23 protein-coding genes are annotated in these 22,880 nt (G+C 61.2%); 15 read left to right on the top strand and 8 right to left on the bottom strand.

Features of this window, described 5'->3' with window-relative positions; translation table 11 throughout:
* The first annotated feature begins 131 nt into the window (after window positions 1-131).
* Window positions 132-1,667, top strand: a complete 1,536-nt coding sequence (mctP, locus tag OHL13_RS05420) for a monocarboxylate uptake permease MctP (protein WP_263409084.1) — start codon at window positions 132-134, stop codon at window positions 1,665-1,667.
* A 198-nt stretch (window positions 1,668-1,865) separates the two neighbouring features.
* Window positions 1,866-3,446: a bifunctional metallophosphatase/5'-nucleotidase gene (locus tag OHL13_RS05415; RefSeq protein WP_263409083.1), complete on the top strand. Its 1,581-nt coding sequence runs from the start codon at window positions 1,866-1,868 to the stop codon at window positions 3,444-3,446.
* Between the two features lie 13 nt (window positions 3,447-3,459).
* Here the strand turns inward: OHL13_RS05415 and OHL13_RS05410 are convergent, their stop codons facing one another.
* Window positions 3,460-4,434 carry a 2-hydroxyacid dehydrogenase gene (locus OHL13_RS05410; protein WP_263409082.1) on the bottom strand — a complete coding sequence of 325 codons (975 nt, stop codon included), beginning with the start codon at window positions 4,432-4,434 and terminating at the stop codon, window positions 3,460-3,462.
* 159 nt (window positions 4,435-4,593) lie between these two features.
* On the opposite strand from OHL13_RS05410, the gene rpsT reads away from it, so the two are divergent.
* On the top strand, window positions 4,594-4,917 hold the full coding sequence (gene rpsT, locus OHL13_RS05405) for a 30S ribosomal protein S20 (RefSeq protein WP_263409081.1): 324 nt from the start codon (window positions 4,594-4,596) through the stop codon (window positions 4,915-4,917).
* A gap of 59 nt (window positions 4,918-4,976) precedes the next feature.
* On the opposite strand, the gene OHL13_RS05400 is transcribed toward rpsT, so the two are convergent.
* On the bottom strand, window positions 4,977-6,299 hold the full coding sequence (locus OHL13_RS05400) for a hypothetical protein (protein ID WP_263409080.1): 1,323 nt from the start codon (window positions 6,297-6,299) through the stop codon (window positions 4,977-4,979).
* A 75-nt stretch (window positions 6,300-6,374) separates the two neighbouring features.
* On the opposite strand from OHL13_RS05400, the gene OHL13_RS05395 reads away from it, so the two are divergent.
* The 7 genes from OHL13_RS05395 to OHL13_RS05365 all read left to right on the top strand — a co-directional run bounded on the left by OHL13_RS05395 (window position 6,375) and on the right by OHL13_RS05365 (window position 11,106).
* Window positions 6,375-7,295, top strand: coding sequence for a DMT family transporter (locus tag OHL13_RS05395; protein ID WP_263409079.1), 921 nt, complete (start codon window positions 6,375-6,377; stop codon window positions 7,293-7,295).
* A 194-nt stretch (window positions 7,296-7,489) separates the two neighbouring features.
* On the top strand, window positions 7,490-7,819 hold the full coding sequence (locus tag OHL13_RS05390; RefSeq protein WP_263409078.1) for a type II toxin-antitoxin system RelE/ParE family toxin: 330 nt from the start codon (window positions 7,490-7,492) through the stop codon (window positions 7,817-7,819).
* On the top strand, window positions 7,816-8,736 hold the full coding sequence (locus OHL13_RS05385) for an HAD-IIB family hydrolase (protein WP_263409077.1): 921 nt from the start codon (window positions 7,816-7,818) through the stop codon (window positions 8,734-8,736). Before OHL13_RS05390 ends, OHL13_RS05385 begins: the two co-directional genes overlap by 4 nt.
* Window positions 8,737-8,739: 3 nt before the next feature.
* Entirely contained in the window at window positions 8,740-9,348 is a 609-nt protein-coding gene (locus OHL13_RS05380) for an HAD family hydrolase (RefSeq protein ID WP_263409076.1), read from the top strand.
* A gap of 91 nt (window positions 9,349-9,439) precedes the next feature.
* Window positions 9,440-9,847, top strand: coding sequence for a hypothetical protein (locus OHL13_RS05375; RefSeq protein ID WP_263409075.1), 408 nt, complete (start codon window positions 9,440-9,442; stop codon window positions 9,845-9,847).
* Entirely contained in the window at window positions 9,844-10,518 is a 675-nt protein-coding gene (locus OHL13_RS05370) for a TetR/AcrR family transcriptional regulator (RefSeq protein WP_263409074.1), read from the top strand. The genes OHL13_RS05375 and OHL13_RS05370 overlap by 4 nt, the downstream gene beginning before the upstream one ends.
* Before the next feature lie 81 nt (window positions 10,519-10,599).
* Entirely contained in the window at window positions 10,600-11,106 is a 507-nt protein-coding gene (locus OHL13_RS05365) for a DinB family protein (protein ID WP_263409073.1), read from the top strand.
* A 3-nt stretch (window positions 11,107-11,109) separates the two neighbouring features.
* On the opposite strand, the gene OHL13_RS05360 is transcribed toward OHL13_RS05365, so the two are convergent.
* The 3 genes from OHL13_RS05360 to OHL13_RS05350 form a co-directional block, all read right to left on the bottom strand.
* Entirely contained in the window at window positions 11,110-11,730 is a 621-nt protein-coding gene (locus OHL13_RS05360; RefSeq protein WP_263409072.1) for an FMN-binding negative transcriptional regulator, read from the bottom strand.
* Between the two features lie 120 nt (window positions 11,731-11,850).
* The gene (locus OHL13_RS05355) at window positions 11,851-12,981 is read right to left on the bottom strand and encodes a VWA domain-containing protein (protein ID WP_263409071.1); all 1,131 of its coding nucleotides are present in this window, start codon (window positions 12,979-12,981) and stop codon (window positions 11,851-11,853) included.
* 93 nt (window positions 12,982-13,074) lie between these two features.
* Entirely contained in the window at window positions 13,075-13,614 is a 540-nt protein-coding gene (locus tag OHL13_RS05350; RefSeq protein WP_263409070.1) for a sigma-70 family RNA polymerase sigma factor, read from the bottom strand.
* A gap of 266 nt (window positions 13,615-13,880) precedes the next feature.
* Between OHL13_RS05350 and OHL13_RS05345 the strand changes: the two genes are divergently transcribed.
* Window positions 13,881-15,695, top strand: a complete 1,815-nt coding sequence (locus OHL13_RS05345; protein WP_263409069.1) for a SpoIVB peptidase S55 domain-containing protein — start codon at window positions 13,881-13,883, stop codon at window positions 15,693-15,695.
* Window positions 15,696-17,846, top strand: coding sequence for a WD40 repeat domain-containing protein (locus OHL13_RS05340; RefSeq protein ID WP_263409068.1), 2,151 nt, complete (start codon window positions 15,696-15,698; stop codon window positions 17,844-17,846).
* On the opposite strand, the gene OHL13_RS05335 is transcribed toward OHL13_RS05340, so the two are convergent.
* Entirely contained in the window at window positions 17,824-18,702 is an 879-nt protein-coding gene (locus OHL13_RS05335) for a flagellar motor switch protein FliM (protein WP_263409067.1), read from the bottom strand. The two genes, OHL13_RS05340 and OHL13_RS05335, sit on opposite strands and share 23 nt — an antisense overlap.
* A gap of 102 nt (window positions 18,703-18,804) precedes the next feature.
* On the opposite strand from OHL13_RS05335, the gene OHL13_RS05330 reads away from it, so the two are divergent.
* Both OHL13_RS05330 and OHL13_RS05325 read left to right on the top strand, forming a co-directional pair.
* Entirely contained in the window at window positions 18,805-19,146 is a 342-nt protein-coding gene (locus OHL13_RS05330; RefSeq protein WP_263409066.1) for a FliM/FliN family flagellar motor C-terminal domain-containing protein, read from the top strand.
* Complete coding sequence (locus OHL13_RS05325) at window positions 19,143-19,400, top strand: FliM/FliN family flagellar motor C-terminal domain-containing protein (protein ID WP_263409065.1); 258 nt, start codon at window positions 19,143-19,145, stop codon at window positions 19,398-19,400. Before OHL13_RS05330 ends, OHL13_RS05325 begins: the two co-directional genes overlap by 4 nt.
* Here the strand turns inward: OHL13_RS05325 and OHL13_RS05320 are convergent.
* Window positions 19,360-20,337 carry a glycosyltransferase family 2 protein gene (locus OHL13_RS05320; RefSeq protein ID WP_263409064.1) on the bottom strand — a complete coding sequence of 326 codons (978 nt, stop codon included), beginning with the start codon at window positions 20,335-20,337 and terminating at the stop codon, window positions 19,360-19,362. The two genes, OHL13_RS05325 and OHL13_RS05320, sit on opposite strands and share 41 nt — an antisense overlap.
* Before the next feature lie 136 nt (window positions 20,338-20,473).
* On the opposite strand from OHL13_RS05320, the gene OHL13_RS05315 reads away from it, so the two are divergent.
* Complete coding sequence (locus OHL13_RS05315; RefSeq protein WP_263409063.1) at window positions 20,474-20,893, top strand: hypothetical protein; 420 nt, start codon at window positions 20,474-20,476, stop codon at window positions 20,891-20,893.
* 12 nt (window positions 20,894-20,905) lie between these two features.
* On the opposite strand, the gene OHL13_RS05310 is transcribed toward OHL13_RS05315, so the two are convergent.
* Entirely contained in the window at window positions 20,906-22,771 is a 1,866-nt protein-coding gene (locus OHL13_RS05310; protein WP_263409062.1) for an outer membrane protein assembly factor BamB family protein, read from the bottom strand.
* Between the last annotated feature and the right edge of the window lie 109 nt (window positions 22,772-22,880).

Below are 22,880 nucleotides of genomic sequence, written 5' to 3'. Positions count from 1 at the left end.
AACAATTCGCCCCAGGACCAATCCGACGCCGGCCTCGATGGCCGGCGTTCTTCATGCTTTTCCCCCTCCATGAGCAACTTGCCTTGCACCGCTCCCCACGCACCTAGTACCCTTCAGCCTGAACCCTGATCATGCCTGCGACTATTCATACGACCGCCCTGGCCGTCTTCTGCGCCTTCTTCGCCCTCGTCACACTTGCCGGCTTCTGGGCCGCCCGCTGGAGACGTCCTGACGGCGGCATCCACTCGCTGGAAGAGTGGGGCCTTGCCGGCCGCAGCTTCGGCACATGGATTACCTGGTTCCTCATCGGCGGAGATCTCTACACCGCCTACACGGTCATCGCCGTTCCCGCGGCCCTCTACGGCGGCGGAGCCATGGCCTTCTTCGCCGTGCCCTACGCCATCATTGCGTATCCGTACATGATGATGGTGTTGCCGCGCCTCTGGGCCGTCAGCCACCGCCACGGCTATGTCACCTTTGCCGACTTCGTGGCAGGCCGCTTCGGCAACAAGGCACTCACCATCGCAATCGGTATCACCGGCATTCTCGCGCTCATGCCCTACATCGCGCTGCAACTGGTCGGCATGCAGGCCGTCATCGCCGCCATGGGCATCCACGGCGAGTGGCCTCTGGTCGCAGCCTTCATCATCCTGGCCGCCTACACCTACTCCTCCGGCCTGCGCGCACCCGCTGTCATCGCCATCGTGAAAGACATCATGCTCTACGTGATGGTCTTCGCCGCCATCGTCATTCTTCCTATCAAGCTCGGCGGCTACTCGCACGTCTTCTCCACCGCCGCCACCGCGCTGGCAACGCATAAGCCCGCCGGTTCGCTGCTGCTGAAGCCGCAACAATACCTGGCTTACTCCTCCATGGCCATCGGCTCCGCCATCGCGCTAATGCTCTATCCACACACCGCAACGGCCGTGCTCTCCGCGCGCCACGCCAACGTCGTACGCCGCAACGCAGCCCTGCTGCCCGCTTACAGCTTTCTGCTGGGACTCATCGCCCTGCTTGGCTTCGTCGCCCTGGCCGCCGGCATCGCACCCAAGACCGCCACCGGCGCGCTCGACACCACCGCCGTCGTCCCAACTCTCTTCCTCAACATGTTCCCCGCCTGGTTCGCCGGCTTCTGCCTGGCCGCCATCGGAGTCGGCGCTCTGGTTCCAGCCGCCATCATGTCCATCGCGGCGTCCAATCTCTTCACCCGCAACCTTCTTGGAGAGATCATCGGCCGCAAACTCACCCCCGCGCAGGAATCCTCCACCGCCAAGGTCGTCTCGCTGGTCATCAAGTTCGGCGCTCTGGTCTTTGTGCTGATGGCGGCATCCTCCTACGCCATCGAGATGCAGCTGCTCGGCGGCATCTGGATCGGACAGATCTTCCCCGCCGTCGTCCTCGGCTGCTTCACCCGCAAGCTTCATCCCTGGGCACTCTTCTCAGGCTGGGGAGCAGGCATGCTCACCGGCACATGGATGGCCTGGTCGCTGCAGCTCAAGAGCTCCGTCTACCCGCTCCACATCTTCGGCCACACCTTCGCTGCCTACGCCGCCATCCCGGCCCTGCTCGTCAACCTGGCCCTGGCCTTAGCGCTCACACCGCTCTTCAACACCCTCGGCCTCTGCAAAGGCACCGACCAGACACAGCCCGCAGACTATATCGCTTGATGAGTTCCCAGTTGCCAGTTCTCAGTTGTTAATGAAACCTCTTGTCATCCCGACCGGAGGCACAATGTGCCCCAGTGGGCGGACCTTCATTTATTGCCCTATCCTTCGCGAAACGAAGGATGGGGCAACGCGCAAAGCGCGACCTCCGTTCACGCATAACTCACACCTCGCACCTCACAACTCCCCTACAATCTCCTCGTGCGCCGTCTCCTTCTCACCCTCGCCCTCACCACCACCACCTTCGCGCAAAAGCCCGTCTCCATCCAGATCCTCGCCGTCAACGACTTCCACGGCGCAGTCGATATCTCCACCGGCTCCGAAGGCATGCTCAACGGCACACCGGCAGGAGGGGCAGAATATCTCGCCACCCACCTCAAGAACGCCCGCCGCGAGAACCCCAACTCCATCTTCGTCTCCGCAGGCGACGTCTTCGGCGGCTCTCCACTGCTCTCCGCCCTCTTCGACGAAAAGCCCACCATCGAGGCCATGAACGCCATGCACCTCGACCTCACCGCGCTGGGGAATCATGAGCTCGACCACGGCCCCAAAGAGTTCCTCCGCAAGGCCGGCAGCGCCCGCTTTCACTACCTAGGAGCCAACGTCCTTACCTCCTCCGGAAAAACCCTGCTGTTCCCCACCGCCATCCGCACCATCGGCGGCGTGAAGATCGGCTTCATCGGTGAGTCCACCACCCAGACTCCCGCCATGCTCATGCCTGCGTCCGTCAAAGGTCTCACCTTCACCGAGGAAGCCGCAGCCGGCAACACCGCCGCTGCCAGCCTGGAGCGCCAGGGCGTGCACGCCATCGTTCTGCTCATTCACGAAGGCGGCTTCCAGCACCCTGCCAGCGGGCCGCAGGAGCCCAACAGCTGCGACCACTACAGCGGCGACCTCTCGCCTCTGCTCGACCAGCTCACACCCGCCATCAAGGTCGTGCTCAGCGGCCACACACATGTCGCCTACAACTGCACCCTCAACGGACGCATCGTCACCAACTCCGGCCATGCCGGGCGCGCACTCACCCGCATCCAGCTCTCCATCGATCCAAAAACCGACAGGGTTCTCACCGCCTCGGCGCACAACGAGATCACCACGCGCGACGTCCCCAAAGACCCGGTCCAGACCACCATTCTCAGCAAGTACCGTCCGCTGGCCGAAAAGAAGATTGCCCACGTCGAAGGCTCCCTATCCGGTGACTTCACCAAGCAGGAGAATGCCGCCGGCGAGTCTTCCATGGGCGACCTGATCGCCGACGCCCAACTGGCCGCCACCAGAGCCCCTGCCAACGGCGGAGCACAGATCGCCTTCATGAACCCCGGCGGTATCCGTGCTGACCTGCTGACCGCGCCCCAGGGCTCCATAACCCAGGTCACGTACGGCACCCTCTACACCGTGCAGCCCTTCGGCAACCGCCTCACTGTCTTCACCCTGAGCGGAGACCAGATCCGCCGTCTGCTCGAGCAGCAGTTCCCGGAGAAGGGCAAACATATCCTCCAGGTCTCATCCAGCCTTACCTACCAGTACCGTCTCGATGCTCCGCAGGGCGAGCACATCGTTCCCGGCTCCCTCAAGCTGAATGGCAACCCCATCCAGCCGACGGACAAGCTCCGCATCGAAGCCAGCGACTTCATGGCCTCAGGCGCCGAAGGCCTCACCGTCTTCAAGGAGGCCACTGACCGCGTCAACGGCCCCCTCGACCTCGAAGCCCTCATCGCTTACCTCCACACCCACACGCCACTCAGCCCCAGGCCAGTCAACCGCATCGAACGACTCGACTAACGAACAAACGGTCTCAATACCCAGCCTCACCCACGGTGTTCTCCAGCGGCTCGCCTTTCAGATAGCGCTCAATGTTCTTCCCGATCAGCGCATACGCCCGCTCCATAAAGTTCGGCGTCAGCCCCGCAATATGAGGCGTAATCAGGCAGTTCGGAGCGCTCCATAGCGGATGCCCCTCCGGCAGCGGTTCCGGATCAGTCACATCGAGCGCCGCGCGAATTTTTCCCTCCGCCAGCACCGCCATCAGGTCTTCGGTCACCACAATCGGACCGCGCGCCGCATTTACCAGCAGGGCGCCAAACTTCAGCTTCTCCAGCCGCTCTCGTCCGAACATCCCCGTCGTCTCGGCCGTCAGCGGCAGCAGCAGAACCACCACATCTGCCTGCGGCAACAAATCATCCAGTTCCGTGAACGCATGCACCTCCTGCTCCGTCCTTGCGGAGCGCGCCACCCGGATCACCTTCGCATCAAACGCCTTAAGCCGCCGCTCGGTCGCCGCTCCAATCGACCCATAGCCGACGATCAGCACCGTCTTGCTCCATAGCTCCTCGTTCAGTACGCGATAGCGCCCACGTGTATGGGTCTCTTCACTCAGGAACGGACTCCGCATCTTCCAGTCGCCCACCCACTTTGCCTCGGCCTGCGCCTTGCCATACACCGGCAACCATTTCAACGACGCCAGGATCGCCGTCAGTACCCACTCGCTGGTCGATACATCGTGAATGCCTCGCCCGTCGCAGAGCGTCACACCCTCGCGCTTCCACGGCAACACCCAGTCAATGCCTGCCAGGCCCGACTGCATCACCTTCACGCCCTCCACAAACGGCATCTGCGCCTCGGCTTCAGGCCGGTTGAAGGGCAGCACCCAGAACTCCACCTCGACCTTTTCCTGCAGGCCTTTCGGAATCCGCACCAGCTCCACGCCATCCTTTGGAAAGAACTCCAGCAGTCCTTCCGGCACATCCGCCTGAACCCCAACTCGCACCATCCGTCACCCCTCGCTCTTCTGCACCATACCCTGTGCAGGATCAACCTTGCACCTTATACCAATTTGCCTTATTCTTAACACTCGTAGGGAATGTGGCGCGTGAGTAGCCGCAGCCTCTCCCAAATCCCCGACAACCGGGTTGAAAGAAAAGGTTTATCGATGGCGAATCACGTCTCATCTCTCAAGCGCGCCCGTCAGACTGAGCGCAAGACCGCGGTCAACCGCGCCAACAAGTCCAAGCTGCGTGGTTCGCTGCGTCAGCTCCGCGAGGCTCTCGTAACTGGCGATGCCACCGCGACTGCCGAGCAGTACAAGGCCACCGTTTCGGTGCTCGACAAGTCCGTCCAGAAGGGCGTTCTGCACAAGAACACCGCTTCGCGCTACAAGAGCCGCCTGAACGCCCGCGTGAAGGCTGCCGCTACCGCAGCTCCCGTTGCCGCCACCAAGGCCAAGCCCGCGAAGAAGGCTGCCAAGAAGGCATAAGCTCTCTCAGCTTCAAGCAAAAAGCCCACTCTCAGGAGTGGGCTTTTTGCTGCTCTCTACTATTCCTTTTCCCCGCTGCGCAGATGGATCATGCTTTCCCCCGGCTTCGGCGTCATCACAAGAGCGTGCTCCAGTTCCTTCTTCTCCTGCGCCGTCGGCTTCGGCAGGTTGTAGATCTCAATCGTCTTGCCCTGGGCAACAGCCAGTCGTAACCCATCCGGCGAAAGATCAAAGTTCAACCCGGCCTGCTGCGGGGGGACGGCAAGCACCTTTGCCAACGGACGCCCGCTGCTGATCTGGTAGATCTGTATCTCCTGCCCCAGCACTGTATCCGGAGTGTTCGAACTTGCTCCGCTGCTCATCATCGTCAGCAGCCGTCCATACGCCATGCGGCCAGACTTACCGGCAGACTTCAGCATCGGCGAGTTCGACTCTCCGGCCAGAGCTATCACCCATAGCGCATGGCCCTCCAGGTCGAAGGCTCCAATCTCGGAGTGAGCCACGTCGCCCCGGCAGCCCAGCGCGATAAACTCGAATCCACTGACAAACATCGCGCCCGGGGTACAACTGCTCTCAAGCCCGGCCAGGTCCACAGCCTTGGTTCCGCCATATGGCTTCCACTCGAAGCCCCAGTGGTCGCCATCCTCACGCACCATATCCAGCAGACCTGCGGAAAGCATGGGAACACTCGCGGCGCCCGGAAAGTTCGCGTCACCGCGCAAGCCGTAGAGAATCTGCCCGTTCTGCTCAAGCTGCTCCAGGAAGACCGCCTTGGTCTTCAGCCGCTGCTTCAGCCTGCCAGGATCTCCCTCAAGCGCGTCCGGCTGCTCCTGCATCTCCACCTGGAGAAACGTCCCATCCGGGCTGACGGCAATGCCCTTGAAGACTCCTTCGGCAATCAGCAGTTCCCTGTCCTCAAAGGTCTTTCCAGGCTTCATCTGCTCGAGCGGAGAAAATGAGGACAGCCGCCCACGGATGCGCAACAGAAACTGTCCCCGGTCCAGCCTCCACAGGTACCGCCAGCCATCGTGCAGCCGCCACTTGGTCTCACCCACAACCTTGCCCGAAGCAATCTCAATCAGCAGGGCTTTCACCACGCGGTCCTGATCGGTTTCGGGGTCATCGACAATGCGCGGTAGCAGCTCCTTCACCGGGAAGGTCACCAGCAGGTGCTTGTCGTCCACAAAGTCCACCGTCTCGTACACCGTACGGTCCAGCAGAAACTTCGACTGCGGTGGAACCAGTCCCGGCAACTCGATCCGGGTATCGGCCTTTTGTGTCTTCGGAATCTGCAACTGATAGGGCGATTGCTGCGCCAGCACGACCACCTGCAGGCAAAGCCCCGCTATTCCCCCCACCAGTTTGCTATGGCTCAATCGCATCGTTGCTTTTGACTCCCACTCTTTCACAACCGCACTGTTACCCGCCACTCCCCCAAGGTGTGCGACATTGAAGAGATGGCTCCCACACACAACCGGGCCTCCGGATTTCTGGCCTGCGCCACCGCGGGCGCCTTCTGGGGCATGGGTTTCTACTTCGGCAAGATCGCCCTGGCGGAGATGGCCGTCGGCCACATGGTTTTCTACCGCTTCTTCTTTGCCGTGCTGGCCATGCTGCCTGTGCTCTGCCTGCATCGCCCGGGTCTGAACCGCTCCCAGTGGGGAATACTGCTTCTCGGTGCCTTCCTCGGCATTCCAGTACAGTTCCTGCTCCAGTTCAAGGGCCTGTCACTCACCACCGTCTCCCATGCCGCTCTGATGGTCGGGATGATGCCCGTCATCCTGGCGGTGGGCGCCACCCTGTTCGCGCACGAACGGCTGGACTGGATCGGCTGGGTCTCGCTGGTCGTCTCCACCACCGGAGCAGGCCTGATCGCCCTCGGCAGCCGTCACAGCCATGCCGCCGGTGACCCCAGTCTCGCAGGCGACCTGCTCGTGGTTCTGTCGCTGGTCATCGCGCTCTTCTGGATCCTCTGCAACAAGCGCCTTATGGCCACCCACTCCGCGCTGATTGTCACTGCCTACAGTCTCTTCAGCGGCCTCCTGATGCTCGCCCTGATCGTTCCGGCGATGTACGGCCTTCCACCCGTCCACGGCATCTCGCTTAAGACGTGGCTGGCTCTGGCCGCCAGCGGAGTGCTCTGTACCGCTGCCTCCACCTTCCTGTGGAACTACGGCATCACTCACATCCCCGCCTCACAGGCCGGTGTCTTCCTCAACATGGAGCCGCTCATCGGCTCCATCCTGGGCATCGTCCTTCTCGGAGAATCCCTCGGTCCCACCGGCATTACCGGCGGCATCCTCATTCTTGTCGCTGCCATAACCCTCACCACCAAGTCTGAAGCCCGCACCAAGGAGCCCGACTGCATCCCCACCTAGTCGGGATACAATGTCCCCATGGAGCGCCCTGATTCTTCCGCGTACTTTCCGGAACAGCTTGCCAAGACCCGCGAGTGGCTTGAGCAGGAGCTACTCAAAGGACTGGAAAGCGGCCCGTCGGCAGAAATGTCGGAAGCTGCCTCGGAACGTCTTCTGGAAGAAGCCAGGCTAAGAGCTGCAGGCAAACGAGCTTCGTGAGATTGTTTCGCCTTATCTATTCTCCAGAAGCACAGCGAGACCTGGCGAACATCGCCGCCTGCTATTCTTCACCGGGAATCGCATCAGCCATCACCTCCCGTTTTCTTCACTATGCAAAACACACCGCGGAGCGCCTAAGAAGCTGTCCTCATGCGGGTCGCCTGTATACCCTGCCACACGAACTCCTGCACACGCTCCACGTTCTTCCCGTCAACATTTTTTCGGACTACCCGATCTTCTACATTGCTGACGGCACGACCGTGGAGATCGTGCGTGTCCTGCATGGAGCCCGGGACGTACGCGCCCTTCTGGAATCGACCCTGTGAAACGACCCCGCCTCATCGCCATCGACATCGACGGAACTCTTCTGCCGCCAGAGGGCCGCATTACGCCACGCGCCACGGAAGCTCTCCTCCGCGCCGAACAGGCAGGCATCCACATCGCCATCGCCACCGGACGCCGCCACTGCTACGCCCTGCGCGTCCTGCGCGAGGTCGGCCTCGGTGTCCACAACACCCTCATCTCCTCCAACGGAGCCGTGCTGCGCGATTTCAATCACCAGTTGCTGCATCGGTCGACCCTGGCGCTCGACACCTCTCTCTGGCTCACACAGCACCTGCTCGACTACCGGGATACCCTCGTCATGACCTTTGACCTCGTCGGCCCCGACGGAGAAGACGAACGTGGCGCCCTGGTCGTCGAGCACCTGGATCACCTGCACCAGTCCATCGAGCGCTGGATGATCGCCAACGAACCCTACATCGCACGCATCGACCCCATCGAAGATGCCCTCACCGGCAATGAACCCATCCAGGCCATGCTCTGCGGCACCATCGCCCACATGCAACAGGCTGAAGCCCATCTGCTCTCGCACGAGCATGTCTACGCCACCAACCACGACCCCCTCGAGCGGTTGCACACGGCGCGCATCGCCATCCACCGCACCGAATACGCGGAACGTGATCTCTGCATCGTCGATATTCTGCCTGCCGGCTGCTCCAAGGGCATCGCAATCACTCGCCTGGCCCAGGATCTCAATATCCCCATCGAAGACACGCTCGCCATCGGCGACAACTGGAACGATCTCTCCATGCTGCAGGCCGCAGGCTCCGCCGCGCTTATGTCCAATGCCCCTCCGGAGCTGCGTACCCTGGCACAGCGGAACGGCTGGCCCATCCTGCCCCCACACTCCCAGGACGGCGTCGCGTGGCTGATCGAAAACCTGCTCGCCACGGCACAATAGAGTATGAGCAAGAATTCACTCGTTCTCCCCGAAGGAAACTTTCAGGCCTATCTCTTCGATATGGACGGCACCATTGCCGACAGCATGCCGCTGCACTATCTCTCCTGGCGGCAGGCAGTCGAAGAAGCTGGTGGCACCTTTCCCGAAGACCTCTTCTACGCCTGGGGTGGAGTTCCCCTCATCGGCGTGGTTGAGAACCTGAACAAGCACTTCGGCTATAAGCTCGATCCGCCCGCCGTCGCCCACCGCAAGGAATCGATCTACCTTTCCATGCTCGATCAGGTCACCGCCGTGCCCTCCGTTCTCGAGTGCATCCTCGCGGCACATGGCAAGATTCCTTTTGCCATCGTCTCCGGTTCTCCCCGCGACTCCATCCGCCGCACCCTCACCACTCTGAACCTGCTCGACTACTTCCCCGTCATCATCGGCGCGGAAGACTACACCCTCGGCAAGCCCAATCCCGAACCCTTTCTCACCGCCGCAAAACGGTTGCATATCGATCCTTCCACCTGCCTTGTCTTTGAGGATGCCGACGCCGGCATCCGGTCCGCAGAAGCCGCCGGAATGCAGTGGGTCCGCGTACCCATCTCCGTCCCCTCCCATCAATACTGAACAAGTTCAAAATAAATGCGGACTTTACCGCCACAGGTCGCATCTACTAAACTGAACACGTTCAGTAAGGCGTGCCGAAAGGAGAACCACCATGTATCTCGTCGGTTGCTATGTCGCCTACCTCCTGCTCAGCCTCGTCACCGTCGTCTGGGTCGCCCAGACGCTGCACAAAAACGGACGTCCCTTCCTCCTGGATGCTTTCCACGGCAACACCAGTCTGGCCGACTCGGTGAACCACCTGCTCGTCGTCGGCTTCTACCTCATCAACATCGGATATGTCACTCTGGCACTGCGCGAGAACAGCGGCGTCGGCAGTCTGCAGAACGCCATCGAAGTCGTCAGCACCAAGATCGGCACGGTGCTCCTGCTCCTCGGCCTGATGCACTTCTTCAACATCTACCTCTTCAACCGCGCCCGCAAAGCGGCACGTCACCCCAGAACCGCCACCGAACAGGCATACTACGCACAGCGCACAACACCGGAACCGCAGGCCGAATGACAACCACCAAGACACAGAAATCCGAAGAGACGCGAGCGCTGATCCTTTCCACCGCGCTCGCGCTCTTCCGCGAACAGGGCTTCGACAAGACCACCATGCGCGAGATCGCCGCCGAGGCCGGTGTCGCTCTCGGAGCGACCTATTACTATTTCGCGTCGAAAGACGCGCTCGTCCTCGCCTTCTACGCGCAGTCGCAGGCAGACCTGGAACCGCGGCTCAACGAAGTTCTCGCACAGAAGCACAAGAACCTGCAGGCCCGGCTGCACGCGCTCATCACCGCCAAGCTGGACTACTTCCGACCCAACCGGTCGCTGCTCTCGGCCCTGGCCGCGCACACCAACCCCGGTCACTCGCTCTCGCCCTTCAGCGAAGACTCCCGACAAATCCGCGAGCGCGACATCCTCAGCTTCCAGCAGGCGCTCGACGCCGACAAGATCAAGTACCCCACCGACCTGGCGCCGCACCTGCCGGCCGTGCTCTGGATCTACCAGATGGGCATCATCCTCTACTGGGTCTACGACCAGTCACCCGCGCAGCGCCGCACTCACAAGCTGCTGGAAAAATCCCTGCCGCTGGTCACACGCCTCATCCAGCTCTCCTCACTGCCGCTGATGCGCCCCCTGCGCAAGCTCGCCGTGGAGCTGCTGGAAACCATCTACGGCCCCGAGTAGAGGGCCAACCACCACTCTGGGTGCCCATCCATACGCAGCATGAGTGAGATTTGCCCTTCGCAAGAGAGCACAATAGAAGCCATGGCAAACGACCTCGCCACCACCTTCCTCGCCTTCTCCGACCGCCGCATGGGGCTCGCCGTGAAGAACATTCACGACTGCCTCGCTCGCCTCAGCGATGACCAACTCTGGCAGCGCGGCGGAGACCACGAGAACTCCATCGCCAACCTGCTGCTCCATCTGGCAGGCAATATCCGCCAGTGGATCATGCACGGCGTCGACGGTCAGCCGGATGTCCGCCAGCGCGATGAAGAGTTCGCGCTCAACGTACGTCTGCCCCGCGAAGCCGTCCTGCGCATCTTCGACACCACGCTGGAGGAAGCCCGTGCGGTCATCGCCACGCTGCCGCTGGATGATCTGATGTCCGTTACCGACCCGCAGCCCGGCGGCGGCTGGGGAGCCGTCACCAAGCTTGAAGCCATCTACCTCGTCGTCGGCCACCTGCACCAGCACACCGGGCAGATCATCCTGCTCACCAAGCAGATGACACACGCCGACCTCGACCTGACCACCCCGCGCAAGCGCTAGTCGCTACGGCTTGATCAGCGCAGCCAGTTCTCGGTCACGCTCGCTGCCCTGCGCAAGCCCTTCCACCACGCCAGCCTTGTCGGCCGCATTGCGGTTCTGGCTCAGCTTGCGCTTGGCATCAATCTTCGTAATCGGAATCCGCACACCCACAATGCCGCGAAGCTGTGCCCGGATAAACTCCTCCGGGGCATCGCTGACCGCCCACGGTTGCGGACGTCCGCTTTCATGACGATCCGTCAGCCGCGAGACCACCTCCAGCAGCCGCTCCTCTTCGTGAAAGAACTCCACCGGCCCGTACACCTGCACGGTGACATAGTTCCACGTTGGCACCGACATACCGTCGCGCTTCTTGGACTCGTACCAGTTGGGCGAAATATACGCATCCGCCCCCTCAAAGATCACCAGCGCCTCATGCTCCACCGCGCGTTTCCAGTGGTCATTCGCCCTGGCCAGGTGCGCGTACAGCACGCCATGCTCCCCCTCAGCCTCATCCAGAAGGAAGGGCAGCGGCGTACACACCAGCCCTCCCGGCCCGGCGGTCACCAGATTCGCAAACGAGCGTGACTTCAGGAAGCTGACAATCTCGGCGCGATCTTCCTCGCGAAAGTACGAAGGGATATACATCCCGCAATTCTACGTTGGCCCTTTGCCTTTGCTTTCTTGTTGTCATCCCGCAGGGATCTGCTTTTCCAGGCAAAAGAAAAAGGGCGAAGCTTCCGCCTCGCCCTTCCTTGCACCTAAGAACTATTCCACTTCTCTTCGCGCCGTATACCCATCACGCGCAATCACGGAGTACTTCAGCTGCTTGCCCTTCTCATCCACCATCTTCAGCGGCCTGCCTTCGTTGTCCACAAGCGTCACTTTGATCTTGCGGTATGTTCCGTCCTGCTTCATGTTGGACGGCTTATAGCTCAGCACATACTGGTTCCGGATGGAGTCGTTGATCGAAGCAAAGATATCCGGCAGAGCTCCCTGGAACTGCGGGAAGAACGACAGACCGCCGGTCATCGAAGCGAAGGTCTTCATCTGGTTGTCGGCCTGCAGGTAGTCCAGCCGTTGAATGCCGCCCATCCCGGGCTCGGCCAGCGTACGTACAAGCTGCCCGGTGCCGATCGAGAAGATCGTCACATTCGGCGTCGCCTTCACCTTCTTCAGAATGGTGTCCAGCGTGATCTTTGAGAACGTGTCGCGGCCGCTGCCAATCAGGATGATGTACTTGCGGCCCTCAATCCGGCTCACACGGTCCAGCGTCTCGTACAGCGCGTCGAACATGTTCGTATCGCTGAAGCCCGGAATCGTCAGCGTCTGCAGCGCCTGTAGCGTCGTCATTTTGTCCTTGGTAAAGTCGGTCAAAATGCGCGTGCGCAGGTCATAGGTCACCACGGCAATATAGTCATCTTCCTTCAGCGAACGGAAGAAGGCCGCGGCCGTGTTCTGCATGTCCTGGATGAAGAACCAGTTGTTAGCGGCAAACTCCAGCAGCATCACCGCCGTAATGGGAGCCTTCATCGTTCGCAGATCGCTGATGTTCTGGTCCACGCCATCTTCCGTTACGCGGAAATTGCCCGGCTTCAGCCCCGGCACAAACTGGCGGTTCTTATCCAGCAGAACGCTCACGTCCACCGTCACCACGGAGGTATTCACACGGATCACGGGCATATCCATGCCCTTCGGGTTCTTGATCTTCTCCTCTTCCGGGGCAGGAGGAGGTGGCGGAGCATCTTCCTTCGGCTGCTTCTTTTTCAGCACAATGCCGTCGTTCTGTTGCACCGGCCCGCTGTCATCCCCCGGCGCCTGCTGCGCCGCGGCAGAACCGCACAACACCACACCCAGCATCCCAACCAAAGCCAAACGGATAAATTCACGCATGTTCATCGATATCGACTCTACTCCACTCGTCCCACAAGGGTGTACCCGCAGCTCCGCGGAGGTCCTCATTCAGTAGACGGTCCGGACGGCGTGGGGGTTCTACGCCCGGCGGCAGGTACAGTCCATGCAACCATGCTCGGAACATGATCCGCAGGTCTTGATCAGCTCCTTCCGCAGCGCCGCACGTGCCCGGTGCGCCCGCACGGCAGCATTCCCTCCGGAAAGATGATGTTCCTCTGCAAAAGCATGCAGCGGCTGCTCTCCCAGGTCCACCGCCCGCAGCAGAGACGCATAGTTCGGCGTCAACCCGTCCACCACCTTCGTCAGGCACGCGCAGATCTCATCGCGGATCCCGGGCGCCGGAGCCGTTTCGCCCTCCATCTCACGGCCCCAGTAGGCCAGTGCCTTGTTCTCCGTCGCGTGACGGCGGTACTGGTCAATCACCGCGTTGCGCAACACGCGGTAAAACCAGGCCACAGCGGACTCTTCGCCCTCAAAATCCCCTTCATGCTTCATGGCCCGCAGATACGCGGCCTGCAGAATATCTTCCGCCAGAGCCGGGTCGTTCACCCGGCGGCGCACAAAGCTCAGAAATTGCTTTCGCTGTTCCAGCAACGGACTCAGCATCGTCTCAGACATATCTCTCTCTCAACTCGGCGGAGGGCACATTCTGGTACCCTCCGCCCTTGGTTCTAACGGCGGCTCAGGCAGGCGCACAGGACGCAGGTGCAGGCGTTTCCGCAGGGGCAATCATCGCACTTGTAGATCATCGTCTCTCCTTTCGCGGCTGGGAACTTCTCCGCTGTTTGCCCATAAAGACGCAGACCCGCTCCGCACATTACACCTTCCCTCGCTCACAAGGGCAAAAACTACCCACAGAATCCCGTACACTTCTCCTCAAGCCGATGCTTCGTGCCACACTTGCTTTCGCCCTGGTTACCCTGCCGCTCGCCGCGTCCGGCCAGTCTGCGCCTGTTGCCCCGCCAGCCACCACCAGCTTCTATCCCCTGGCCCAGGTTCACCGTGGCCAGCACGCCACCGCGTGGACGGTCTTTGAGGGCGTCAACCCCGAACCCATGGACGTTGAGATCCTCGGCCTGCTGCGCAACGCCATCGGCCCCGGCCAGGACATGATCCTCGCCCGCCTGCACGGCGCCAAGCCCGAATACACCGGCGTCGTCGCCGGCATGTCCGGCTCGCCCGTATACATTGACGGCAAGCTGCTCGGCGCACTCAGCTACCGTATCGGCCAGTTCAGCAAAGAACCTATCGCCGGCATCACCCCCATTGAACAGATGCTGCAGGTGCGCAACTCCCCGCCACCCGCCATCCCCGCAACACCCGCAACCACTTCCCAAAGTTTGTCATCCCGGCCGGAGGCGCAAAGCGCCGCAGTGGAGAGCTCCGCCTCGCAACTAGCCCTCCTGACATCGAGCCCTCCAGCCATGCGCGTCACCTCCCCAGAGGTAACGCCCATGGAGACCTCCCTCGTCTTCACCGGCTTCTCGCAGGACACCATCGCTCTCTTCCAGGACCGGTTCACCGCTCTCGGCCTGCATCCGGTTGCCGGAATCGGCTCCTCGGCGCCAGACGAGAAACAGCCTGAGCCCATCGTGCCAGGCTCGGCTGTCTCCGCCGTTCTGGTTGATGGCGACCTGTCGATTGCAGGCACCTGCACCGTCACCTACGTCGACCCGAAACAGCTTCTGGCCTGCGGACATCCCATTACCCAGTACGGCAATGTCTCCATGCCCATGACCAAAGCGCAGGTACTGGCCACACTGGCTTCGCCGCTGAACGCCTTCAAGATCATTAATACGACCGAGACCGTCGGTGCGTTCACCCAGGACCGCGCCTCCGCCATCCTCGGCCAGTTTGGCCAGACCGCCGAGATGATCCCCGTCACCGTCGCCGTCAACGGCGCCAAACCCATGCGCTTCCGCGTGCTCAACAACCGCGAACTCACCCCGCAAGCGCTGCTGGCCTCCGTCTACCAGGCCATCCATGGCACCAACACCTACGCATCGGAGCTCTCCTATCGTCTGGAGGGCACGGTCAGCCTCGCCGGATACCCTGCCGTCACCTTCTCCACCGTCGCCGCCCAGACGGATCTCGCCCCTGCCGCCGTCATCGCCGCACTCACCGTCAACGATCGTTTCCAGCCCATCTATGGCTCCCCGGCTGAGCAGCCGAAGATCACCGCGCTCGATCTGAAGGTGGAAACCCTGCCCGGACGACGCACCGCCCAGCTTGAATCGGCACGTTTAAGCGTTGTAGAAGCCTCTCCGGGAGACGAAATAAGCGTGGAAATGACCGTTAATCCGTACCAAAGCGCCGCAAAAATCCTCAGAATTCCGGTCAAACTGCCTTCAACGCTTCCATCCGGCCCGGTCCGTATCCTGGTCTCGGACGGAGCCACGCTCGATCGCCTGATGGCCCAGCAGCTTCCCACCTCGCTGCCCTTGCGAGACACCATCACCCTTTTGAATCAGCGGCATGCCAATGACCGCGTCTACGTTACCGTACTGGACCATGCCGCACAGGCCGTCGTAAATGCGCAGGCCCTGCCCCAGGTTCCACTCTCTGTCGCCAATATTTACCAGCCCCTGCAGGACTCCCGCCGTATGAACCTGAATGGTGAGAGCCTGACCGAGGCTGGTTCGGCCCCTCTTGACAACGCTCTGACCGGCGCACAGGTCCTGACCCTGAACATTCGCTAAATGAAGCTGACGACCCTCGCTCTTCTGCCCATCCTCGCTGCCACCGCTGTCTCCGCCCAGGGAACGCGCCAGTGGACCCAGTCCCGTTACGACGAGTTTGAGAAGGGCAAGCCCAGCGGCATTGCCATCCGCTCGGACGGCCATCTGCAGCCCGCGCCCGCCACCACCCTGCTCTATACCAGCGACGGCAACTATCTGTGGTCCGCGGTAACCGACGATGCGGGGAACGCTTACCTGGGCAGTGGGGCGATCTCCGGCGGAACCGCCGCCATCCTGAAGGTCGACCCGCAGGGCAAAGCGACCAAGCTCTTTGAAACCAAGGAGATGGCAGTTCAGGCCATTCGCACCTCGCCCGGCGGCAAACTCTACGCCGCCACCTCGCCCGGCGGCATGGTCTACCAGATTGACGGTCCCGGCAAATCCGCCGTGGTGCTTGACCCCTCTACACTTCCCGAGAAGCCGAAGTATCTATGGGATATCGCTCTCACTCCCAAGGGCGACCTCTATGTCGCAACCGGAGCTCCCGCCGCTATTTACAGGATTCCGGCAGGTGGTAAGCCGGAACTAGTACTCAAGTCCGGTGATCAGCACATCCGCTGCCTTTTGCTCGGTCCGGACGGCACCCTTTACGCCGGGTCTGACGGAGCCGGTGTCATCTACCGCATCAAGCCGGGCGAAAAGCCCTTTGCGCTGTACGACGCTCCGCGGCACGAGATCACCGCCCTGGCCCTTGGCCCCGATGGTTCACTTTACGCCGCCGGTGTCGGCGACAAGCGCAGCCCCAACCTGCCGCCGCTTCCCGTGCAGGGCAATCAGGCGGTTTCCATCACCATTCTTCCCGGCTCCGCCAACGCCGCCTCCGCCAACACGTTGATTCCCGAGGGTTCCGACATTTACCAGATCGCTCCGGACGGAACTCCGCAGCGCCTGCAGTCCTTCCGCGAAGACGTGGTCTATGCCCTTACCGTTCGCAACGGTAAGCTGCTGGTGGCAACCGGAAACCGCGGTCGCGTCTATTCCATTGATCCTGCCAATCCTGGCGTCTTTACAGACGTCGCACACCTGGACGCAGCACAGGGCATGGCCTTCGCCCCCACGTCCAGCGGCCTCTATATTGCGACCAGCAACTCCGGCCGCTTATTCCGGATGCAGGACAAACCCGCCGCAACCAGCACCTACATCTCCGATGTCTTTGACGCAGGCGTCTTCTCGCAGTGGGGCCGTGCAGAGCTTCGCGGCTCAAAGGACGCGGAGCTTTATCTCCGCTCCGGCAACGTCGAAAACCCGGAGATCAACTGGACCGACTGGGCAAAGGTCACTCCGAACAGCAAACCGGCCTCCTCCACCTCTGCACGCTACGTGCAATGGAAGACCGCGCTCCTGCCCGGAAGCAACATCGACTCCGTCACCCTGAACTACCTGCCGAAGAACCTGGCCCCGGCAGTGGACGATGTGGTGGTGCAGCCCGGGGCAAAGATGAATCCCCCGCCCGTGAACCAGGGACAAACCGTCCAGGTGGCCTTTCCACGCGCCAGTTCCAACCCCGGCTTTGTGATGCAGCAGGACCCCTATCCCCCGCTGACGGCGCAGAAAGACAAAGACTCCATCACCGCCCGCTGGGCCGCGCACGACGACAACGGCGACGAGCTGACCTACACCCTCTACTACCGTGGAGACACCGAGACCGCCTGGCGTCTGCTGAAGGATAAGGTGAGCGAGAAGTACTATTCCTGGGATACCTCGCAGCTACCTGACGGAGGCTACACCCTGCGCGTTGTCGCTTCTGACGCTCCCAGCCACAACTCCGGGGAAACGCTGTCCGGCGATCGCGTCAGCGCACGCTTTGAGGTGGACACCACACCTCCCGTCCCCGGCACGCTGACGGCTGTACTGCTCAACGGACAGATCCACGCAACGCTGGAGGCTACCGATGCCAGCTCGGCCATTGCCCACGCCGAATACTCCCTCGATGCCGGCCCCTGGCAGTACCTGGAGCCTGCCGGGAAGCTGTCTGACTCCCCCACCGAACGTTACGATTTCACGCTGCCGCTCAGCGGTCCTGCCGCCGAGCACACGCTGGCCGTGCGGGTCTATGACCGGTTTGAGAACGCGGCAACGGCGAAGACTGTCATTCGCTCCGCCGCTCGATAAGCTGCGCGCCTCGCCGCTCTCCCAGGGCGATGGCGCCAGCCTGCCACACCTTCTGGCCGGAGAGCGACAACAGGAAGTCCGTTCCCTCCGAAAGTCCGGTGCGGACAATCGCACCCGGCTCCAGGGCAAGCACTTCATCAGCTGAAATCTTGAACGGCATTGTCTCCAGCGTGCCTTCCACGCTCATCCCTGAAAGCCGGGTGCGCAGCGTTTCGCGGGTCGCCGGGCTTTGGACGCGCTTGCTGTCCTGCCGCACCAGTTCGCGCAGCACCATATCGCTGACCGCCGTACCCAGAGCAATCTGCAGGGTGCCTTTCATGTTGCCTATGTGCATCTGGTAGGTCAGGCACAGCATGTCTTCCATGCGTGGGAAAAGCCGCCCAAGGGTGGCCGGCAGAATGCGCTGGCCATACTCGCATCGCAGGCCGCACTGTGCCCACAGGTGATTCAACTCGCCGCACAGACGGGTCATCAGTGTGTCCATAATGGCGACATCGATATCGGTCAGCTCCCGTGGAGCCTCCACCTCTTCCGTCAACTCCGTTCCGCCCAGGCCCAGGTGTATGACGGGAGCGATCAGCTTCATCTCCATCGAGATAATGCTGTTTCCCTCCACCGGTGAAAAGTGGCAAAGCGAAAAGTAGGTGCTTTCCACATCACAGGTCTCCAGCATGGAAGTAAAGATCACCCTTTGCGCACCAGTCATGACGATCTGCACATTCGACCCCAGCCAGGCGGACAGGCTGAGGCTGAAGGTGCGCGAAAAGGCCTGGTTCAGCTCGTGCAGCGCCTGCGTCTGCGCTTTGGTAATGGATTTTCGGGTAGCCAGGTTCAACGGCGTGACGGCTGCATTCATCGTTTCCATGCTGTTGCCGATACACATAGCGTGCCAGCCGGGCGAGCGAATGCTGAGAGATCTCCCATGAAGGCACACTAATGCTGAACGGGAGAATGTGGCATGCGGCTTGCACTTACCAGCGGCATGGAGAACGTCATCGAGACCGGACATACGGCAACGCCCGAACCTGAGGTTGCCGCAGAGCAGAATCCGGCTCCGGAAGAGTGGAGCTACCTGGCGCAACTGCCGGTACCACTCGCGGTCTCGATCCCGCTCCCCAGCATTTCCCTGGGAGAGCTGATGCAGCTTGCACCCGGGCAGGTGCTGGTCAGCAACTTCCCGACGAACCAGGATGTTCCCCTGGTGGCTGGCGAATTGTTTCTGGCGATGGTGGACTTCGAACGCGCGGGCGACCAGCTGGGCGTCCGGATCTCCGGTTTCCAGATGGGAGTTCAGCCGTGAACGATCGCTTTCACGATCTGCGACTGCCCATGACGCTCTGCTTCGGAACGCGCGTCATGCCCCTGGGCGAGGTGTTGGAACTAACCCAGGGAGATGTCTTTCCGTTGGACCGGATGCTGGAAGAACCTGTCCGCATCCTGGCCGGAGGAAAAGAAGTAGCACGCGGAGAGGTGGTGGCTGTGGACGGCAATTATGCCGTCCGCATCCTGACCACTACTGCATCAGAGACTCTTCCGACGACCGCGAACGAATAACCTGGTCGACCGCATACGGAGCGCGATGCTGCGTGGAGTGGAAGTGACGTACCTGCAACTCACCCAGAAGGCCAATCCCGATCATCTGAATACCAGCCAGGACCAGAACTCCGGCGAAGGCCATGGCAGGTCCATGCGCCGTCATGACGTGCTGGTGCAGGAAGACCTTCAACGCCAGCAGCCACAGCGTGATGGCTCCGCCAGTCACAAATCCCAGCAGGCCGATCCTTCCGAAGAAGTGCAGCGGACGCGTCATGTACTTCAGCAGGAAGCGGATGGTCAGCAGGTCAAAGAAGACACGGATCGTCCGCGAGATGCCGTAGTGGCTCTTACCATGCTCGCGGTTGCTGATCTTGATAGGAAGCTCGCAGATGCTGGCGCCATACCAGCTGGCCAGCGCGGGGATGAAGCGGTGCATCTCGCCGTAGAGCGGGATGGACTGGATCAGTTCGCGGCGATAGGCCTTGAAGGTGGTGCCGAAGTCATGAATCTCCACACCACTGAGCCGCGCCATGGCCCAGTTGGCGATGCGCGACGGAATCTGCCGCATCATCATGTTGTCCAGACGGCGGGCGCGCCAGCCGCTGACAACGTCGTACCCTTCTTCCAGCTTGGCCAGGAAGAGCGGAATCTCCGAGGGGTCGTGCTGCAGATCGCCATCCATCGACAGAATGAAGTCGCCCTGCGAATGATCGAAGCCGGCCGCCAGCGCGGAGGTCTGCCCGAAGTTGCGGCGCAGCTTCACGATCACCACGCGGCTGTCCACCGCGGCGATCTCGCGCAGCAGACGATAGGTGCGGTCACGCGAACCATCATCCACGAAGACAAGCTCGAAGCTCTCACCCGTCTGCTCCATCACCGCCTTCAGGCGGTCATAAAGCGCAGTGACGCTCTCTTCCTCATTATGAAACGGCACGACGACGGAATACTTAGGCACATCTTCATTTTACGCCCATTTTTCCGCTTTCGGGGTTTTCACACCGTCCACATAGCACCATCGTTGCACTCAATTTAGTTCACAAAAATGGACAACGGACAGCCATACTCTGGCATCATGAAAAGGTAGATACCCTATGGCCCGGAAAATTCTCGCTGCTGCGGTTGTGCTGGTCGTTCTTTGGTTTGGCTATGCCAGCTATATGAACTGGCGTAAATCGCATTCCATGTCGAACGGCGAAATCACCTCTGCAGATGATGCAGCCTCCCGGTCCGCCACTACCTCCAGCGATACGCCCTCCAGTACGGCTTCCGCTGCCCCTTCGCCTTCCACTCAGCCGATCGTGATTCAACCTTCGGCCCCGGCGATGGATTCGCAGCAGCCCAATGCGGTTAACGGGAGCCGTTTCGCGGGGTCAGGGAAATACCAGGTCTACCGCCAGGGCAACATCACCTACCGCGTCGATACCGAGAGCGGCCAGGAGTGCGTGCTTCTGGCAACGGACGAAGAGTGGCGCAAGCCGCGCGTGTACGAACGCGGCTGCAACTCCCGCTAGCTCTTCCCTTCCTTATTCCAGACCAAACGCCAGCAGGACGTTACCGCGCTGCGGACCTCCGAACAAGTCGGACGACCCCGAAGTGACGAAGAGCATTCCGCCCACGATCACAGGGCCGGAAGCTCCACCCATGCCGCCTCCCTTGGCCTCTACCTGGTTGACCGTCTCAAAGCTCTGACTGGTGTTGAAGCTCCACAGGGACCTTCCATCGGCTGTCGCATAGGCGTGTAGCACACCCGCGGACGCTGCTGAGAAAACTACCCCCGGAATCACCGTTGCCGGAGCCTGTGCGCCGAGCGGAGGATTCGCACGCCACTCTACCTCCCCGGTTGCCAGCTTCACGGCGGCCATACCAAACTTTGCTCCGCCACGCGTCACCGGGAAGTAGACAGACTTCTTGTCCGCGGCCGAGCCCCACTGCATGCCGCCACCGCCATTCTCAAAGCTGGCGGTCAGTTGCCTGTTCCAGACAAGCTCCCCTTGCTTGTCCGGATCAAGCGCCCACGCATTGCCATCTTTCTGCCCGATGACAATCAACGAGCGACCGTCTGACAGATCCCGCAGGATGGGCGAGTTGCCGAAGTCCACATCCGGGCCAAGCGTGTCCGGGCAGGTCTCCGATTTCTGGGATAACGTCACATTCGGACGGTATTTGCCAGGGCAGTCGCGAACATAGTGGTCATTCGCCAGCATCTGCCGCGACCACAGCCGCTTGCCGGTCTTCATCTCGAAAGCCATGATGGCGTCCGTCTCCGGAGCTGCCGGCTCAGTGTAACCATTACCCGTCGCGACATAGAGCGCGCCTCGTTTCACGTCGATCGTTGGAGAAGACCATAGCCCTGCTCCTGCGGGAGCCCAGAGCTGCGTGCCGATGGAGGTCTTCTTCACCGGATGAGGTTCCTCGGCGATCGTATGAGTCTTCCACAGCAGCTTGCCACTGGCAGCCTGGTACGCAGCAACGGAGCCACGGAAGGTGCAGCACGGATAGTTCGCATTGCCGCCGCCTGACTCTTCCAGCGATGCAATGGGAACAAAGAGAGTGCCCTTGTATAAAACTGGAGCGCCCGTGATACGCGTCAGCGGATGCGTGTCCGCGCGGACCATCCAGAGCTTCCTGCCGGTACCTGCATCCACGGCATAGACATTCCCCTTGATATCGCCGAAGTACGCAACCTGCTTCGCACGACTTTCCTTGCCATCTCCGACTGAGACAGCCGTACGCACGCCGGCGTTGGCGCGGAAGGACCAGTAGATGCATCCGCTGTCTGCGTCGAGCGCATATACGTAACCCGTATCAGCACCAACAAAGATACGGCCATGCACCACTGTTGGCTGCGCGTAGGCCGAGTTACCATTCGGAAATCCAAAGGCCCACTTCAGTTTCAGCTTTGCAACATTCTCTGCCGTAATGGAAGTCGTCTGCTGGAAGCGAGCATTGTCCAGGCTGATGCCCCAGCCGTTCCAGTCTCCTTCCCGCGATGCAGCTTTAGGTACCGTCGCCTTGCAACGGTTCGCCATGTTGCCTGCATCGCCTGCGGGAGAGGACCCGAACGGACGCCCCGCAACATACACCGCCATCACACGCTTCTGAATATCGGTAAGGTCCTGCGCATACTGCTTCATCGATCCATCGGTGACACTTTTGAAAATGTCCTCCGCCGTGAAGCGATTCAGCTCATAGCGGTCCGGCACACCGGCCTTGTGAGAGTCGTGGCAGGAGGCGCAGCGCGCCGAAAACGCATAGATGCCAAGGTTCGTTCCCTGCGGATGGACCGGATCATTCGCGGCACTGGGCGCGGCAGGACTCAGCTGCGCAAAAGACACGACGGCAGAGAGCAGCGTGGAAGCTGCCAGAACGGCGAAAGATACGATCTTCATTTCGCCCAGCATACGTTGCGGTGAAGATACGCTGTATTCGATTTAATCGATCAACCTGACGAAAAGTGAAATGACTCATTCTGCATGCCTAAACACAGGTCTGCAATCC

The sequence above is a fragment of the Terriglobus tenax genome, assembly GCF_025685395.1.
GTDB classification, from domain to species: domain Bacteria; phylum Acidobacteriota; class Terriglobia; order Terriglobales; family Acidobacteriaceae; genus Terriglobus; species Terriglobus tenax.
Note: the sequence above shows the minus strand (reverse complement) of the source record. Positions and strands in the feature narration are given on the sequence as shown.

What these genes read in the sequence shown, in the direction of transcription:
- OHL13_RS05380 (WP_263409076.1), top strand. Translation starts at nt 8,740, where the DNA reads ATGAGCAAGAATTCACTCGTTCTCCCCGAAGGAAACTTTCAGGCCTAT.
- OHL13_RS05340 (WP_263409068.1), top strand. Translation starts at nt 15,696, where the DNA reads ATGAAGCTGACGACCCTCGCTCTTCTGCCCATCCTCGCTGCCACCGCT.
- OHL13_RS05360 (WP_263409072.1), bottom strand. Translation starts at nt 11,730, where the DNA reads ATGTATATCCCTTCGTACTTTCGCGAGGAAGATCGCGCCGAGATTGTC.
- OHL13_RS05330 (WP_263409066.1), top strand. Translation starts at nt 18,805, where the DNA reads ATGCGGCTTGCACTTACCAGCGGCATGGAGAACGTCATCGAGACCGGA.
- OHL13_RS05345 (WP_263409069.1), top strand. Translation starts at nt 13,881, where the DNA reads ATGCTTCGTGCCACACTTGCTTTCGCCCTGGTTACCCTGCCGCTCGCC.
- OHL13_RS05365 (WP_263409073.1), top strand. Translation starts at nt 10,600, where the DNA reads ATGGCAAACGACCTCGCCACCACCTTCCTCGCCTTCTCCGACCGCCGC.
- OHL13_RS05400 (WP_263409080.1), bottom strand. Translation starts at nt 6,299, where the DNA reads ATGCGATTGAGCCATAGCAAACTGGTGGGGGGAATAGCGGGGCTTTGC.
- OHL13_RS05335 (WP_263409067.1), bottom strand. Translation starts at nt 18,702, where the DNA reads ATGAATGCAGCCGTCACGCCGTTGAACCTGGCTACCCGAAAATCCATT.
- OHL13_RS05355 (WP_263409071.1), bottom strand. Translation starts at nt 12,981, where the DNA reads ATGAACATGCGTGAATTTATCCGTTTGGCTTTGGTTGGGATGCTGGGT.
- mctP (WP_263409084.1), top strand. Translation starts at nt 132, where the DNA reads ATGCCTGCGACTATTCATACGACCGCCCTGGCCGTCTTCTGCGCCTTC.
- rpsT (WP_263409081.1), top strand. Translation starts at nt 4,594, where the DNA reads ATGGCGAATCACGTCTCATCTCTCAAGCGCGCCCGTCAGACTGAGCGC.
- OHL13_RS05315 (WP_263409063.1), top strand. Translation starts at nt 20,474, where the DNA reads ATGGCCCGGAAAATTCTCGCTGCTGCGGTTGTGCTGGTCGTTCTTTGG.
- OHL13_RS05370 (WP_263409074.1), top strand. Translation starts at nt 9,844, where the DNA reads ATGACAACCACCAAGACACAGAAATCCGAAGAGACGCGAGCGCTGATC.
- OHL13_RS05395 (WP_263409079.1), top strand. Translation starts at nt 6,375, where the DNA reads ATGGCTCCCACACACAACCGGGCCTCCGGATTTCTGGCCTGCGCCACC.
- OHL13_RS05375 (WP_263409075.1), top strand. Translation starts at nt 9,440, where the DNA reads ATGTATCTCGTCGGTTGCTATGTCGCCTACCTCCTGCTCAGCCTCGTC.
- OHL13_RS05410 (WP_263409082.1), bottom strand. Translation starts at nt 4,434, where the DNA reads ATGGTGCGAGTTGGGGTTCAGGCGGATGTGCCGGAAGGACTGCTGGAG.
- OHL13_RS05310 (WP_263409062.1), bottom strand. Translation starts at nt 22,771, where the DNA reads ATGAAGATCGTATCTTTCGCCGTTCTGGCAGCTTCCACGCTGCTCTCT.
- OHL13_RS05350 (WP_263409070.1), bottom strand. Translation starts at nt 13,614, where the DNA reads ATGTCTGAGACGATGCTGAGTCCGTTGCTGGAACAGCGAAAGCAATTT.